Raw genomic sequence first — 14,772 nt, 5'->3', positions numbered from 1 at the left:
GTGGATGCGATGTCGCAGCTACCCCAAAATAACGAAGATTTTGATAACAACCCCGAGTACGCCAAGCTCTACCAGGCGAATGACAGCTACCAGGCCGACGTTGACGACACGGACGATTGGTCGCAACTTGCGAGCGAGCAACCTTCCGACGTGCAAGGGGCACAAGACGGTAAAAGGGTAGCGACCTTCTCCCTGCTTTTCGGCGCTCTCGGCCCGCTGACGTTCTTTCTAGGGTGCTGGTTGATTTTCCATGATCTTGGAGAAAGCGGTCTGCGGGTAGTGTTCGTTGCGCCGGTGCTGAATGTCCTGGGTATCTGGCTGGGGTTCGCGGCAAGGCGGCGTGGTACGCGTGCCATCGGTGGTCTGATTCTTAACGGGCTGGAGCTATGCATCTTCATCGGTATCGTAGTCCTCGTCACGTCGCTTCTAAACGCCTTGTCAGGCATACACTAACGACGCCCCCGGTAACTCGAAACGGCATATGCGAAGAGCCCCGTTCCTCAATACGAGGAACGGGGCTCTTTGCGCTCCACACGTGGAGCAGAAGCTATAACGCGGATGGTAAGGGATTTGAACCCTTGAGACGGGGTTACCGCCTACTGGTTTTCAAGACCAGCTCCTTCGGCCGCTCGGACAACCATCCATACGCACCAGAGACCGGCATTTTATGGCAATACCGTGCCGCAGGGCACTACGAGATTATCTCATGCGATAAGCTTTCTGTAAATCGCGCACCAACGATGGTGCTTCCGGCAATGAGGAGGACTCATGAGAGCAATTATTGAGAACAGTCACGGTGGACCTGAGGCTCTGACAATCAGCGAAGTCCCCGCCCCCGTACCCCGATTCCACGAAGTTCTCATCCGCGTTCACGCCGCCGGAATCAACCGCGCCGACGCCCTGCAGCGCCGCGGATTCTACCCGCCGCCCGCCGGCGCGAGCGCCATCTACGGCCTCGAAGTAGCCGGCATTATCGAAGCGGTCGGCGAAGGCGCCTCCGTAGAGAACCGCGGCACCCCCGTCATGGCGCTCCTGCCTGGAGGCGGCTACGCCGACTACGTGACCGTACCGGTCGACCACGTGCTACCCGTACCCGAACAGCTGAGCTTCGCCGAAGCCGCCGGTATTCCCGAAGTCGCGGCAACCGTCTACTCGAACCTGGTGCTCACCTGCGGCATGAGCATGAACCCCGCCGAAAACCTCAAGGAAGACGGCGAACCCGCGGTGGTGCTCATTCACGGTGGTACCGGCGGTATCGGTGTGCACGCCATCCAGCTGGCGCTCGCCGTAGGTACACGCGTGTTTGCAACCGTGGGCACCGAGGAAAAAGCAGAATATGTGTGCTCACTAGGTGCGGAACCCATTATTTATACCGAACATTCGTTCCGTGAAGTTCTGCTGGCTGAAACTGGCGGACGCGGCGCCGACTACATCCTCGACGTTGTGGGCGGAAAGTACCTGGACGACAATCTGCACACCCTCGCCGATGGCGGGCACCTGTGCATTATCGGTCTGATGGGCGGCGCTAAAGCAGAAGTGAACCTGGGGTATATGCTCTCCCGCCGCCTGTCGGTGCACGCCACGAGCCTGCGCACCCGTTCGGATCAGCAGAAGGCTGAGATTTTGCGCGGTGTACGTGAACACGTGCTGCCGCTGATTGAATCCGGCAGGATTGGCGTGGGTCTGGACCGTATCTTCGACATGGAGGAGGCGGCTGCCGCCCACGAATACTTCGACTCGGGTCAGCATCGCGGCAAGATTGTGCTGCGCATGGTCTAGAAATCGTTGCGCCCCGCGGTGCCTTTTTAGGCTGGCGCCGCGGGGAGCGTCGCGTGAGGGGCGTGAAGAAAATCTGGGTTTGAAATAATCAGCTGACTGCTGACAGCTCGTCACTAAAAGAGATTTAGGGTAACCTAAGTATAGGGAGGTTTGCGGGTCGCCGCAGAGCCCATCACCGGCAGCCTCCACCGACCAATAAACACGGCACACACACCACGCAGAGGAGGACATATGGGACTTAAAAGCTACCTGCAATCGCGCCGCGACGACGCCGAACTCGGCAAAGGCATCTGGCGCCGATCCCACGACCGGTTTATTCGCGGCATTGACCGCTTCCACCAGGTCCTCGAACGCCTAGCGGCAACCGATTCGTCCACCTCCATGATTGAGCTCATCGTGCCGGACGCAAACGCGCTCGCCGACCTGATTCCGCGCGTGCGTGCAGTCGCTATGGAAGCGCACCGCCTCGCCCCCAGCGACGGCGATATTCCCGCCTCCCCGTTCGGCACCTACTCCGACCTGAACCGCGCCCTCTCCAAGGCAGGTAACGCCGTGGCACTCTGCGCCGAAGCGCTCGCCATGGCACGCTGCTTCGGCAATTGTGCTACCGGATGCGACCGCCAGGTGAGCGTGCACCGTCGCGTGGAAACCGTCATCCAGCACATTGAAGACGCCGAACGTCTGATTCAGCGCGCCCAGAAGGAAGCCGCCGGCGAGCTGACCTTCGACGACGGTATTCCGGTGGGTCGCACCCAACTGGTGGAAGCCTAATCGTAAACTTCTGAACTGCCCGCAGTATCCGCACCGGATGCTGCGGGCAGGTTCGTTGACAATGCAACCCAACCCGCACCCTGACCCGCGTCCGCCACGTGAGCAGGGCAAAGTCGAACGGTGACTAACAGGTGAGCTAGTTTGATGTGCACCTCAACAGGCGATAGGCTTAAAGAAGAGGTGTAGGACACTTCTTATGCGGTTCCGTCACAATGGAGGTGACGACACAATGCGATGGTACGCGCGGAAGAACCGCAGGCTTTTTCCTGCCCCTCTACGGCACAACCCACTGCATATACAATTCACGGAAGAAGTCACACACCATGTTTGAATTCCACCGCAATGAGCGTGCGCGTCAGCTGCGCCCCAGCCTCTCACGCTCCTGGCTCCTCGTGCGCGCCAACTCCTCCGAAGAAGTTTTTGAAGAGGCCTTCGAATCCGAGGCTGACTCCATCATCATCGACCTCGAAGACGGCTGCCCCCCCGAAGAGAAGGACGCCGCCCGCGAACAGGTCGTCCGTATGCTCAACTCCGGCGTCGTCGCATGGGTACGAATCAACGCCATCACCACCGAACACTGGTGGAAGGACGTCAAGGCCCTCAAGAACGTGAAGGGCCTGCGAGGCGTCATGCTCGCCACCGCAGAGCACGCCACCGACATTGACCGCACCGCAGCCGAGCTGCCCCCCGGAACCCCCATCATCGCGCTGATCGAGTCCGCACTCGGCGTGCACCACTCCATCGAAATTGCGCGCGCCATCGGCACTTTCCGCCTCGCATTCGGCGCAGGCGACTACCGCCGCGACACCGGCTCCTCCGCAACCCCCATGGCGCTCGCCTACGTGCGTTCGCAGCTGGTCATCGCCTCCACCCTGGGTGGTCTGCCCGGCCCCATCGACGGCCCGACCCTCGGCGCATACGGTGCCGACCTCTCCAAGGCATGCGGCTACGCGAACGACCACGGCATGACCGGTAAGATTACCCTCGACATCCGCCAGACCGAGACCATCAACGCCGCATTCTCCCCGAGCGAGATTGAAATCGAAGAAGCACACCAGATGCTCGACGTGCCCCTCGACGGCCCCCGCGACGGCTCCTACCTGCCGCGTTACCTGCGTGCAAAGAAGGTCAAGGAACTTGCCAAGGTTTACGGCCTGTGGGGCAAGACCGACAGCGACTTCCAGCGCGCATCCAAGTAAGGTGCTCGCCTAAAGTACACGCGTAAAAAGCCGCGCATCCAACCCCTGAACGGGGAACAGGATGTGCGGCTTTTGTCTGCCTGAAACCTCTGGCGCGCTACAACTTAGCTACTAGTTGCGGGGCGACTTGCCGCCCGTCAGCGCATGAGCGCACACGTATGAAGTCACCAAAGAAATCACAATCGGCACCAGGAACGAGGTGTCATCCTCATACACGGAACGGTAGAAGAACCACACCGCCAGGGAAACCACCAGCGCCAGCACGTACACCAGAGCAAAACGCATCGTGGGGCTCATCGGGCGTGCAGGGTCCGCAGAGGCGCGACCACCCTGCGAACGGTTCTGCAGACGCTGAGTATTTGAGGAATGAGAAGACACGAGAATCTCCTAAAAATCGATGGTGACATCCTGCGAGATACGTGACATCTCTCAGATGCTAAAAACCGCCGCAACACACCGGAAACCGGCACGCGTTACGGCGGATGTGGAGCCCCCAGTGGGATTCGAACCCACGACCTTTTCTTTACGAGGGAAATGCTCTACCCCTGAGCTATAGAGGCACATATGCGTTCGTTCCCAACCGCCCGAAAGCAGCCGACGAACAGTGCATACCCCGCAATAGTACCAAAAAGGCGGGGGAGAGGCTAATTACTTTCAGCACCGTGACCGCTACCGAGAGCAGACGGCAGAGAGCCTATGGTGTGCACTGCATTCACCCCGTAAACCCGCCCGAAGATAGGGAATGTTCAGGGCAGAGGCATACAATAAACCCTATACCCACGGCGGCTAATCGCGCCTCACCGCGCCCAACAACCACTGACACATCAACCACAGACAGCCGCCCCCCATAGAGAGGAACCACCATGACTTCACCCCTCAACCGCCGCACCCTGCTGCTGGGCGTAGTGCCCGCCGCAGCCCTGGGATTGAGCGCATGCGGTTCCAGCTCCTCCCAGCCCTCCGCATCGGCATCTGCGAGCGGTTCGGCAAGCACCGCCGCAACCTCGGCAAGCGCATCCGCGAGCGCCACTGCGAGCGCTTCGGCATCCGCGGATTCCTCGGCTTCTATGAGCGGCTCGGCAACCGCCGATGACGGCTATGTCGGCTACCGCCTCAACCGCGAAGTACCCGGTGCAGGCACCGCAACCCTGTACACCGACTACCAGTGCCCCTACTGCGCCAAGGCAGAACCCAAGTTCGAAGAAGCCGCCAAGAAGCTTGACGGCATCATGAACGTGACCGTGCGCCACATGCCGCTGAACATGCACGCCAATGCCGTACCCGCCGCTCTCGCCGTAGAAGCCGCAACAGCTCAGGGTAAGCACCTCGAAATGGCGAACAAGCTCTTCAACACCCAGAACGACTGGAAGAACATCAAAGAGCGCGACAAGCTGCGCACCCTCTTCAACGACTACGCCAAGGAACTGGGCCTGAACGTCGAAGAATTCGACAAGGTCCTACTCGCCTCCGACACCGTCAAGCCCATTCAGCGCGACTACGAGCACGCCGTGAAGATTGGTGTGAAGGGCACCCCCACCTTCGCCGTGAACGACAAGGTCGTTGAGGGTCTGGATTCTTCCTCCTCGGTGGACGACCTGGTCAGCACCTTCAAGCGTGAAGCTGGCGTGAAGTAGTGGCACACATTCAGCTCTCCGGCGGGCAGCGCGCCGAAATTCACCCCGACGGGTTCAGCGATCACGGCCACGTCCTCGAAATCGGTGGCGCCGAGCAGTCCCACGTGGATATTGCGGACCCCGGCTACGTGTTCTACGAGTACCTGCGCCGCATCGCAAACGCGGTGGATGCGCTTGCACCCGCCGGCGAACCCATCACCGCAGCACACCTGGGCGCCGGTGCGCTCACCCTCGTGCGCTATATTCAGGCGACCCGCCCCGGCTCCCGCCAGGTTGCCGTGGATATTGAACCCGAGCTCGTGGGCTTCGTAACGGACCGCCTGCCGCTACCCGCCGGAACCAACTGCCAGCTGGTGGTGGGGGATGCCCGCGAGCAGCTGGCGAACCTGCCCGAGCTGCTGGGCGTGCCCGGCTTCGACGCGATCATTCTCGACATCTTCACCGGCATGGATGCCCCCGCCCACCTGGCGAACCGCGACTTCTACCGCGAACTCAAGGACGCCCTGAGTGAGCGCGGCATGGTCGCCATAAACGTGGGTGACGACGCGGGTCTGCCCTTCTTCCAGCTGCAGGCAACCGCCATGCTGGAAGTCTTCGATCACGTGTGGTGCCTGTGCGAAAGTTCCATGATTAGCGGGCAGAACGAGGGCAACCTCGTGCTGGTTGGTACCGCCCGTGAGCTGGACGAGGACACCCAGGACTGGCTGTACGCCCTGGGCCCGCATCCGGCGGAGGTGCTCACCACCGATGAGCTGCGCGACCTGCTGGACGAGCTGGCTGAGAGCTAAACCTGACATACAAAACCGTTGAGGCGGGTACCTAGCCGGTACCCGCCTCAACGGTTTTCTCTATGAGTTTTCTATAGGGGCTTTCTATACGCCGCGCGCTGTACGCCGGCAGAATTTGGATTTTTACTCGGGACTTTGGCTTTACTCGGGTAGCGGCATGGGAACGGGGTCCTTGCCGTCATCCTTCGGCTGGGGAGAACCACCCTTCGTGGTGGTCAGCGTAATACCCACACTCGCAGTCATCAGCAGGAAAATCGCCACCCAACGAATCGGGCCGGTCTCCTGATTCAGCAGCGCCCAACCGGCAATCGCCGCAATAGCGGGCTCCATACTCATCAGCACACTAAATACGCGCTCCGGCAGGTTACGCAGAGCCATCAGCTCCGCGCTATAGGGAATCACCGAAGCGAACATGGCGGTACCAAAAATCATGAGGAGCAGCATCGGATCCTGCGCCGCATTCCAAATCGGCTGAGGCGCCGGAACAACCGCCGCCACCGGGGCAATAAACGCAGCACCAACAAGCATCGCCACCGCCAGGCCGCTCGCACCCGGAACCAGAGCACCCACCTTCGCACTAGAGCGAATATACAGAGCCCAGAACACGCCAGCAATCAACGCGAACGTCAGACCCAGGTAATCGGTATCCTTACCAACCGCCGCCTCATAGCCGAGCACCAGCATGCCCGCCAGGGCGCAGAGCACCCACACCGCGTCGCGGAGCCTGCGCGTCAGCATGGACGCCAACGCCAGCGGGCCCAAGAACTCCACCGCAACCGCCAAACCAATCGGGATGCGGTCAATCGCGCAATAGAAGAAGCCGTTCATCAGACCGAAAGTCATACCGAAAATGATGACGGCACGCCACTGCTCCTTCGACCAAGACAGCGCACCCAGTGGCATTTCGCCGCCGCGGCGGGTACGCCAACGCGCCGCCAACCACACGGTGCTACCCACCACCATGGAAGCAATCGCCAGGCGGCTGACGCTAATAGCCAGAGCACCAAACAGCGGGAAGAGCGTCACCGCGAACGCGGCACCGAACTGCAGCGACGAGCAGGATATCAGCACAAACATAATGCCCAGTGTAGGACGTTGAGATGAAGTATGCGGCATGATTCTCCTTCCTGCGCCTCACAGGGAGGCGGTGCATCTCTCAAGGTGTACAGGTGACGTATCGATTCGGGCGGGGGCAAGAACCTGACCAGCGCAGTTAAAGGCAGTTAACAGAGCGCGCCCCCGGGCAACACGAGATACTATCCTACTCGTCACCCGGGGGTGCTAGAAACCGTTGACACGGCTACAGTTCAGCAGATTAGAGGCCCTTCGCCTCACGGTCAGCCTTGATCTGAGCAGCCGACGGAAGCGTAATGGAACTTGTTGCCATCTGCGCAATATCAACCGCGTGGGCATCCACCGCGCCGGGCAGGTAGCGATCGGGATCCTCTATGGTGCCTTCCTCCTGCGCCTTTTTCTGCGCGCGAGCGTGAGAAATTGAAATACCGATACTCGCAGCCACCAGCAGAGCAATAGCAACCCAACGGATCAGGCCGGTCGGCTCCGACAGCATCACAATACCCACAGCCGCCGCAATCGCAGGCTCCAGGGACAGCACCACGCTATAAATATGCGCGGGCAACAGACGCAGCGAAGAAACCTCACCCAGCGCCGGCAGAGCAGAAGCCAGTAGACCCATCAGGCAACCAATAGCCAGCAGGTTCACATCCTGGGTGACCTTCAGCAGGTTATTGCCACTCAGAATAAACGGGAACGGCAGAACCAGCAGAGTCGAAACAGCGTTACCCATGACCATGCCACCCATACCCGGGATGAGCGCGCCCACCTTCTCAGTCGCCAGAATGTAGGCGGCACGAGAAATAGCGGTCAGCACCGCAAAGAACACACCCACCAGGGCGAAATCCTCCGGCTTCGCCTGCGACTCAGCGGTCAGAATCGCCATACCCGTAAAGGACAGAGCAATCCACACCAAATCCAGCTTGCGGCGCGACATGACCGTCGCCAACACCAGCGGACCCATGAACTCAATAGCCACCGCAATCGCCAGCGGAACCTGCTCAATCGCCACATAGAAGAACGCATTCGCGCCGGTCAGGGCAATACCCATGACAATAACTGTCAGCCACTGCGCGCGAGTCCACGAACGAATCTGCGGGCGGAAAAACGCCCACATCAAAATGGTGGAGGTCAACAGGCGCAGAGTCACCACGCCCCACGGGCCCAAATCGCCCATCAGCTGCTTAGCAAGAGCCGCACCGAACTGCGCCGAAATAATCGCGCCGGTCGCGTACGCAACACCCAACCCCTGAGTCATCACAGGAGAACGCGCAGCATTGGGCGTATGGGTGGAAGAAGTCATAGCAATCCTTATTAGTCCAGAAGAGGTGTCAGCCGCTATCTGTTATCAGGCGCGACCCCGAATCGTCGTGAAACAGGTCACGCACTATGCAAACAATGAATAGTGTGTAATCTAGGACAATTTTACGCGCTTTAAAAATGGGCGCAAATAATGACCAAAACACCCTAACCAACCGCACGCCACCCGCACGCCCTCAGTGAAAAAACACCCCCAAACCCCACCACAGCCCCCATATTCAGGAAATATTCACCCAGCCGTGATTTACTGAGAGCATGCTTGACCCGAAGAAGTCTCTATTCGATGAAGACGGCAACCCCCGTCCCGCGCTAACCACCACCCTCGACAACGTACTGCGCATGCAACGACCGCTCGCGCTGTCCATCGTCAAAAAACTCCGTGAAGCGCACCCCGACGAAACCCCCGAACAAATCCACAAGCGCCTCGACCGCACCTACCTGCGCGACATCACCGCCATCGGCGGCGTCACCGGCGCATCCGCATTCGTGCCCGGCGTAGGCACCGTCACCTCCATGAGTCTGTCCGCGCTCGCAGTCGGCGGCTACCTCGAACGCACCGCCCTCTACGCCCAGGCAGTCGCAGAACTGCACGGCGTGCACGTGCACGACGCCGAAACCGCCCGCTCTATGGTCATGGCAATCATGCTCGGTGACGAAGGCTCCCAGCTCATGAACACCGTGCTCCTGCAGACCGGTAAGGCAAGCGGCGTCTCCAACAAGTGGGGCATGCTGCTCGGCAACTCCTCCGGCGGCAAGATGTTCAGCGTCGAACGCACCATCCGCAATATGTTCATCCGCCGATTCCTGACCCGCCAGACCGGCGCACTGCTCGGCCGTGCCCTGCCCTTCGGCGTGGGTGCAGTCGTTGGCGGCGGCGCAAACCTGGCCCTCGGCAAGGACGTCGTGCGCAACACCCGCCAAGCATTCGGCGACGCACCCGCCTACTTCCCCGCAGAGCTCATGATCACCCCGCGTGCACCGCGCGTACAGGGCGGCGAAGGTTCGGAAGACCCCTCCGGCGTGGTTGGCTCCCTGCTCAAGGGCGTCAAGGACGCAGGTAAGGCGGCAGGCAAGGTCTTCACCCGCGACAAGGGCAACGACACCGAAACCGGTCACCGCCGCATGCTCGGCCGCTAAAATCCTCGCCAGCTAACAGAACATAGCAAAGACCCAACACACTAAAGACCCCGGCTCCCTGAATACAGGGAACCGGGGTCTTCTATTTAAGCTTTCGCTACGGACTAAGCGTTCTTCGCGTGATCCAGCAGCTGAGCCGCAATACCGTTATAGGTGTGCGGAGTCAGAGCCGACAGACGTGCCTCAGCCTCGGGGGAGAGGCCCAGAGTAGCCACAAACTCCTTCAGACGAGCAGCATCCACGCGGTGACCGCGAGTCAGCTCCTTCAGACGCTCATACGGGTTCTCCATGCCGGGAACACCTGCGATAGCCTCCGCGCGCATCACCATCTGGATTGCCTCAGCCAGAACCTCCCAGTTGGAATCCAGATCAGCAGAAATAACGTCGGTCGCAATATCCAGACGCTGCAAGCCCTTCACCACATTGGAGATAGCCAGCACCGAGTGACCAAACGCCACACCGATATTGCGCTGCGCCGACGAGTCAGTCAGGTCACGCTGCCAACGAGAAGTCACCAGGGTCGAACCCAGCGAATCCAGCAGAGCGTTCGACAGCTCCAGGTTAGCCTCCGCATTCTCAAAGCGAATCGGGTTCACCTTGTGCGGCATAGTCGACGAACCGGTCGCACCGGCCACCGGAATCTGACGGAAGAAACCAATCGAAATGTAGCTCCACACATCGGTGCAGAGGTTGTGCAGCACGCGGTTGAAATGAGCGATATCCGAGTACAGCTCAGCCTGCCAGTCGTGCGACTCAATCTGAGTGGTCAGCGGGTTCCAAGTCAGACCCAGGTGCTCCACAAAACCACGAGAAATCTTCTGCCAATCAGTGCTCGGCACCGAGGCGTAGTGCGCGGCGTAAGTACCGGTCGCACCATTAATCTTGCCGAGGAACTCGGTCGCCTTCACGTGCTTGACCTGGCGCTTCAGGCGGTAGGCGAGCACGCCCATCTCCTTGCCCAAAGTGGAGGGGGTCGCAGGCTGGCCGTGAGTGCGGCACAGCATCGGCACGTCGCGGCCTTCCTCAGCCAGCTTCAGCAGAACCTCAATCAGCTCCTCAGCGGCGGGAATCCACACGTTCTCAACGGCGTCCTTGATACCCAGCGCGTAGGAGAGGTTGTTAATGTCTTCGGAGGTGCAACCGAAGTGAACCAGCGGCACCAGGTGACCCAGGCCCAGGCCTTCCAGACGGCGGCCAATGTAGTACTCGACCGCCTTCACATCGTGAACGGTGACAGCCTCAATCTCAGCCAGCTCCGCCACAGAATCAGCGTTGAAATCGGTCACGATGGCGCGCAGGCCCTTCTTCTGCTCCTCGCTCAGCGGGGACAGACCCGGCAGCACCTCGTGCTCGCACAGGTAAATGAACCACTCAACCTCAACGTGGATGCGGTCGCGGTTCAGAGCCGCCTCAGAGAGGTAGTTGGTCAGGGGTGCGGTTACGGATGCGTAGCGTCCGTCGAGGGGGCCCAGCGCAAGTTCGCCGGTGCCCAGGTCAATACGGCCAGAAGGCAAGAAGGTGTTATTGGTGTGAGACATAGCTCTATTTTTGCATGAATTCGCTGAAAAAAAGAGGCGGGAAGAGCATATGGACGTGACGGGCGGCTTGGTTAGTTACAGAAATATGACAAAACGAGGGGGCGCGGAGGGGGCATTTTTGGGTTTTGAGGACGCAAAACGTGCGAATTTTTCGAAACAAGCTTGAGTTATCCACAGGTTGGCGCACTCCACCTGCACGGTCACCGCGGCAGATTTAGCCTAAAACAAACCCAAACACAGGACAGAAACAGGCGCACAAACAACCAGTCCAACCATCGAAAGGACGCCCCATGAACACAATCGTCGACACCGCACCCCCTCCCGCACCCCAGCTGCCCAGAATCGAACCAACCGATATCCTCCGCGCAGCAGGACACATGGGCATCGGCACCGCCGCCGGCCACGCCCTCGCCGAGCAGCTCATGGCAGCCGCCACGCTTGCCCGCGCCAAAGGCGCAGAACTCGCCCACAGGATGCGCACCGAAGCCCAAGAAATCCGCACCGCACACCAACGCGCCAACGAACTCAACGGCGACCGCTGGGCATCCGAAGCCGGACGCGCCTACCGGCGACAACTCGAAGAACACCGCGAAAAAATCCGCAACCAAGCCGAACAAGCCGAAGGCACCGCCGCCATGATCGCCGCCGCCGGAGAAGAACTCGCCAACGACCTCACCGGCAAAGCACAGGCAATCCAAGCCGCCGCCTCCGCCGTAGATAACCTACTTGGCAAACTCGCCGACGGTGCCGCCGACGCCCTCGAAAAACTCAACCCCGGCGAAATCATCGCCCGCTCAGGCGTGCAAAAAGCCCAGTCAACGCTCGATTCACTCATGCACGTGAACCTGCCCGACGGGCTGAGCTCGCTCATCCGAACCCACTAACCTCACCCCAGGAGACACCATGATGACCGGACCCACCGTTGCGCCCATCGGTGACCTCAGCAACTCCGCAGGGCCCACCGCAGGCACCATCAGCGTTGAGCTTGAAGAAATGCCTGCCATCGCCGACGGGCTCGACACCGTCAGCCGCACCTGCGCCGACCGCACCATGCCCATTCTCGGTATCGCCGCTGAAACTCGTCTCTTCCTCGGCATTAACGGACGTGCCCAGCAGGCTGCTGGCCTCTGTACCGGCCTCGCTGCAGACCTCGGTATGAGTGCCGCAAAGTTCGGCGCCACCGCAGCCGCCGTCCGCGCCGCCCACAGCTCCTACCTGCAGACCGAAAATATCGTCGCAGGCTGGTTCGACTCCATGGGCATCGCAAAGGACGGCAAGCTACCCGACGGACGCAGCACCCGAGACCACCTGCGCGGACTCATTGCTGAAGAACCCGGCGAAGCCGACTACCTCTTGAAGCTCACCATTCCCGAGCTCGGGTACTTCTCGGCCTATTGGGTATTGCCTCATTCACCTGTAGTGGCAGCCATTATCTTCGGCTTCACTGCCTACATGGATGCCAAATGGAATCCCGAAATTGCTCGTCAGCGTATTGCTGGGCGACTCTCCGCTGTAACAAAAATACCCCAGGGAATCATTGAAAAAGTCTTGGCCGTAGGCGGAGTTGGAATCGTTGGCCCCCTCCGTGATCCGGATTCTGATAAGAAAGCGCATAACATGCGCACTGCCTCAGCCGACGATTACGGGGTCAGCGCACATTCCGGCGAGAAGGACCGTCTCACGGTGGACGCTAGCGCTGAACGTCTGCAAGCGGCTGCCAAGGCACAGGATCAGGAGTTTGAACGCTCTCAACAGGATCCGACTAAGGGCGAACGCGGTGCCGTGCTCGTCACCGTCATGTACGAAGCAGGACACGAAGGCGACCCAGCCCATGCACTGTATGTGGTGAGTATTCCGGGTACTAACTTCGCATCCCTTGGTGGATCGCCTATGGATGTCCCTGGGACTCTTCGCGAAGCACTGGGTAACGATACTCTGGAGAACCCCGCCTATCAGATGGTCCTGCAGGCCCTCCGCGATGCCGGAGCGCCTCAGGGTGCCCGAGTGTACTTGGAAGGCTTTAGTCAGGGAGGCATGATTGCCTACAACATGGCGAATAGTACTGAAGTCGCCAAAGAAATCAACATTGTGGGTGTCTACGCTCAAGCCTCCCCGCTACGAGGTCTACCGGCTAAACGCCGCGACTTTGGAGTGGACTACGTGGAAGGAGATGGAGACTGGGTTCCTGACTCTGCGTTGAGGCCTGAGGGAGGGTGGCGTCCCGATGAACGTGATACCGCAATTACGGTCTCAAATTTCAAGCATGACGGCGGGGCATATAGGGAAACCCTGCAACGTGAAGGATACGGAAACCAGACTCTGGGTGCTCTCAGCGCGGCCATGGGCAACAAAGGTTACGTGCAAGGGGAACAAAAGGTTACCTCGGGCTCCGCTATGCCAGATGGTTACGAGCCTGAAGAACGTCTGAACGAGTATGGATTGCGTGGGGCTAGGTATGGTAAACAGGCTCTTGAAGCTGGGGTGCAGCTTGATCCTCGAGTTTTATATGAGGGTATAGACCAACTAACAGATGGAGAACTGCACCGAGTAGATAGTGTAGTGCGTGGCAACGTCGAAAATACTCGACAGAAAATCGAAGACACCGTCTCAGACATCCAGCAGGGCATGGAGATTGCCAAGCAGAAGGCCGAGGGTCTTCAGCGAGAAGCTGGAGAATCCGCCTGGGCGGTTGCTAAGCAAATCCCCGCCGTCATCGAGGGTGCCCAAAAGACCATCCCTCACCCCGAGCCGACTCCGCAGGAATCTCAGAACCCGCAGCCTGCATGGCCCGAAACCCCTGTGCCGCAGATGCCCAAGGTGCCCCTCCTGCAGGGATACAACCCGCAACATCTGCCGCCCGCCATCAATATGCCGAGCGACCTGAGCCGCCCCGAGCCTGCCCCCATCAAGATGCCCGCTCGAATCGAGGCAGAGGGGCAGCTGCCCCCTGCAGGTCTGATCCCGCCGGACATTCTGCCCAAACCTGCAGATCTGCATACGCACATCGAAAAGGCTGTTACTCAGCCAATCATCGATCGCCTGCAGTTCCCTAGTGCTGGTTCTGTGCTCAGGGACCCGTTCCCCGGGCCCCGGCAGGGTGGAGACTACTACGGTAGCGAGTCGCTCATTCCCATCCTTCCGGACCAGAAACCTGTGCGCATGCCAATGTTCCCGCCCGAGAACATCGACCCCAGGTTCCTCGCACCAGGCCCTCCCGAGGACCTGACTCCCCTCGAGGAGAGTGAACCCCTGATGGTCTAAATACCGAGTCTAAAAGCACCAATCTCAAGGACTCGGTATCTCAAAGACTCGGTGGAGGGTGGAGGGGACGAGTAGAGTAGAGAAGAGAAAAGGAGGGGCGCCACCGGGAACAACCCCGGCGGCGCCCCTCCATCTTTGCGTACAGCTTTTATATACAGCCTTTGCGTACAGCACTCGCGGCCAGTATCTGCTGCCTGCACAGCTACAGCTTGCTCGCGACCTGCTCTCCAGGTGAGAAGCGTTAGCCTCCGAGCCGCCCGCAGGCACATAC

General features: G+C 59.9%; 13 protein-coding genes and 2 tRNA genes. 9 read left to right on the top strand and 6 right to left on the bottom strand.

Annotated elements, in window-relative coordinates:
* Nucleotides 1-453: hypothetical protein (locus tag HMPREF2884_RS02595; protein ID WP_210398934.1), on the top strand; the 453-nt coding region annotated here is incomplete at its 5' end.
* A 102-nt stretch (nt 454-555) separates the two neighbouring features.
* On the opposite strand, the gene HMPREF2884_RS02590 is transcribed toward HMPREF2884_RS02595, so the two are convergent.
* Nucleotides 556-643: transfer RNA gene (locus HMPREF2884_RS02590), tRNA-Ser, on the bottom strand.
* 125 nt (nt 644-768) lie between these two features.
* Between HMPREF2884_RS02590 and HMPREF2884_RS02585 the strand changes: the two genes are divergently transcribed.
* From HMPREF2884_RS02585 to HMPREF2884_RS02575, 3 genes are all read left to right on the top strand, one after another.
* Entirely contained in the window at nt 769-1,779 is a 1,011-nt protein-coding gene (locus HMPREF2884_RS02585) for an NAD(P)H-quinone oxidoreductase (RefSeq protein ID WP_070615356.1), read from the top strand.
* 231 nt (nt 1,780-2,010) lie between these two features.
* On the top strand, nt 2,011-2,550 hold the full coding sequence (locus HMPREF2884_RS02580) for a hypothetical protein (RefSeq protein ID WP_049349921.1): 540 nt from the start codon (nt 2,011-2,013) through the stop codon (nt 2,548-2,550).
* A 323-nt stretch (nt 2,551-2,873) separates the two neighbouring features.
* Nucleotides 2,874-3,749 (top strand): HpcH/HpaI aldolase/citrate lyase family protein, encoded by an 876-nt coding sequence (locus HMPREF2884_RS02575; protein WP_005507573.1) that lies wholly within the window; start codon nt 2,874-2,876, stop codon nt 3,747-3,749.
* Nucleotides 3,750-3,860: 111 nt separating this feature from the next.
* Here HMPREF2884_RS02575 and HMPREF2884_RS02570 read toward each other — a convergent pair whose 3' ends face one another.
* Both HMPREF2884_RS02570 and HMPREF2884_RS02565 read right to left on the bottom strand, forming a co-directional pair.
* On the bottom strand, nt 3,861-4,127 hold the full coding sequence (locus tag HMPREF2884_RS02570; protein ID WP_049327025.1) for a hypothetical protein: 267 nt from the start codon (nt 4,125-4,127) through the stop codon (nt 3,861-3,863).
* Between the two features lie 107 nt (nt 4,128-4,234).
* A tRNA-Thr gene (locus HMPREF2884_RS02565) sits at nt 4,235-4,309 on the bottom strand.
* Nucleotides 4,310-4,612: 303 nt separating this feature from the next.
* Between HMPREF2884_RS02565 and HMPREF2884_RS02560 the strand changes: the two genes are divergently transcribed.
* Nucleotides 4,613-5,383 (top strand): DsbA family protein, encoded by a 771-nt coding sequence (locus HMPREF2884_RS02560; protein WP_070615353.1) that lies wholly within the window; start codon nt 4,613-4,615, stop codon nt 5,381-5,383.
* The gene (locus tag HMPREF2884_RS02555; protein WP_070615350.1) at nt 5,383-6,171 is read left to right on the top strand and encodes a spermidine synthase; all 789 of its coding nucleotides are present in this window, start codon (nt 5,383-5,385) and stop codon (nt 6,169-6,171) included. Before HMPREF2884_RS02560 ends, HMPREF2884_RS02555 begins: the two co-directional genes overlap by 1 nt.
* Before the next feature lie 141 nt (nt 6,172-6,312).
* Here HMPREF2884_RS02555 and HMPREF2884_RS02550 read toward each other — a convergent pair whose 3' ends face one another.
* Together HMPREF2884_RS02550 and HMPREF2884_RS02545 are read right to left on the bottom strand one after the other, a co-directional pair.
* A complete protein-coding gene (locus tag HMPREF2884_RS02550) occupies nt 6,313-7,287 on the bottom strand; it encodes an EamA family transporter (RefSeq protein WP_070615347.1) in 975 nt (324 codons plus the stop codon).
* A gap of 199 nt (nt 7,288-7,486) precedes the next feature.
* Nucleotides 7,487-8,548 carry an EamA family transporter gene (locus tag HMPREF2884_RS02545; protein WP_070615344.1) on the bottom strand — a complete coding sequence of 354 codons (1,062 nt, stop codon included), beginning with the start codon at nt 8,546-8,548 and terminating at the stop codon, nt 7,487-7,489.
* A 272-nt stretch (nt 8,549-8,820) separates the two neighbouring features.
* Between HMPREF2884_RS02545 and HMPREF2884_RS02540 the strand changes: the two genes are divergently transcribed.
* On the top strand, nt 8,821-9,702 hold the full coding sequence (locus tag HMPREF2884_RS02540) for a di- and tripeptidase (RefSeq protein ID WP_070615341.1): 882 nt from the start codon (nt 8,821-8,823) through the stop codon (nt 9,700-9,702).
* A 104-nt stretch (nt 9,703-9,806) separates the two neighbouring features.
* Here HMPREF2884_RS02540 and purB read toward each other — a convergent pair whose 3' ends face one another.
* Nucleotides 9,807-11,240, bottom strand: coding sequence for an adenylosuccinate lyase (purB, locus tag HMPREF2884_RS02535; RefSeq protein ID WP_070615339.1), 1,434 nt, complete (start codon nt 11,238-11,240; stop codon nt 9,807-9,809).
* 290 nt (nt 11,241-11,530) lie between these two features.
* Between purB and HMPREF2884_RS02530 the strand changes: the two genes are divergently transcribed.
* Together HMPREF2884_RS02530 and HMPREF2884_RS02525 are read left to right on the top strand one after the other, a co-directional pair.
* Nucleotides 11,531-12,124, top strand: coding sequence for an ABC transporter substrate-binding protein (locus HMPREF2884_RS02530; RefSeq protein ID WP_070615336.1), 594 nt, complete (start codon nt 11,531-11,533; stop codon nt 12,122-12,124).
* A gap of 19 nt (nt 12,125-12,143) precedes the next feature.
* Nucleotides 12,144-14,501: an extensin gene (locus HMPREF2884_RS02525; protein WP_070615333.1), complete on the top strand. Its 2,358-nt coding sequence runs from the start codon at nt 12,144-12,146 to the stop codon at nt 14,499-14,501.
* Nucleotides 14,502-14,772 lie beyond the last annotated feature (271 nt).

Source organism: Rothia sp. HMSC073B08, assembly GCF_001812975.1.
GTDB classification, from domain to species: Bacteria; Actinomycetota; Actinomycetes; order Actinomycetales; family Micrococcaceae; genus Rothia; species Rothia mucilaginosa.
This window is presented reverse-complemented; position numbering and strand designations above follow the sequence as displayed.

Excerpts from the sequence above, each read along its gene's own strand:
- HMPREF2884_RS02585 (WP_070615356.1), top strand. The coding sequence starts at position 769 with ATGAGAGCAATTATTGAGAACAGTCACGGTGGACCTGAGGCTCTGACA.
- HMPREF2884_RS02580 (WP_049349921.1), top strand. The coding sequence starts at position 2,011 with ATGGGACTTAAAAGCTACCTGCAATCGCGCCGCGACGACGCCGAACTC.
- HMPREF2884_RS02575 (WP_005507573.1), top strand. The coding sequence starts at position 2,874 with ATGTTTGAATTCCACCGCAATGAGCGTGCGCGTCAGCTGCGCCCCAGC.
- HMPREF2884_RS02560 (WP_070615353.1), top strand. The coding sequence starts at position 4,613 with ATGACTTCACCCCTCAACCGCCGCACCCTGCTGCTGGGCGTAGTGCCC.
- HMPREF2884_RS02550 (WP_070615347.1), bottom strand. The coding sequence starts at position 7,287 with ATGCCGCATACTTCATCTCAACGTCCTACACTGGGCATTATGTTTGTG.
- HMPREF2884_RS02545 (WP_070615344.1), bottom strand. The coding sequence starts at position 8,548 with ATGACTTCTTCCACCCATACGCCCAATGCTGCGCGTTCTCCTGTGATG.
- HMPREF2884_RS02540 (WP_070615341.1), top strand. The coding sequence starts at position 8,821 with ATGCTTGACCCGAAGAAGTCTCTATTCGATGAAGACGGCAACCCCCGT.
- purB (WP_070615339.1), bottom strand. The coding sequence starts at position 11,240 with ATGTCTCACACCAATAACACCTTCTTGCCTTCTGGCCGTATTGACCTG.
- HMPREF2884_RS02530 (WP_070615336.1), top strand. The coding sequence starts at position 11,531 with ATGAACACAATCGTCGACACCGCACCCCCTCCCGCACCCCAGCTGCCC.
- HMPREF2884_RS02525 (WP_070615333.1), top strand. The coding sequence starts at position 12,144 with ATGATGACCGGACCCACCGTTGCGCCCATCGGTGACCTCAGCAACTCC.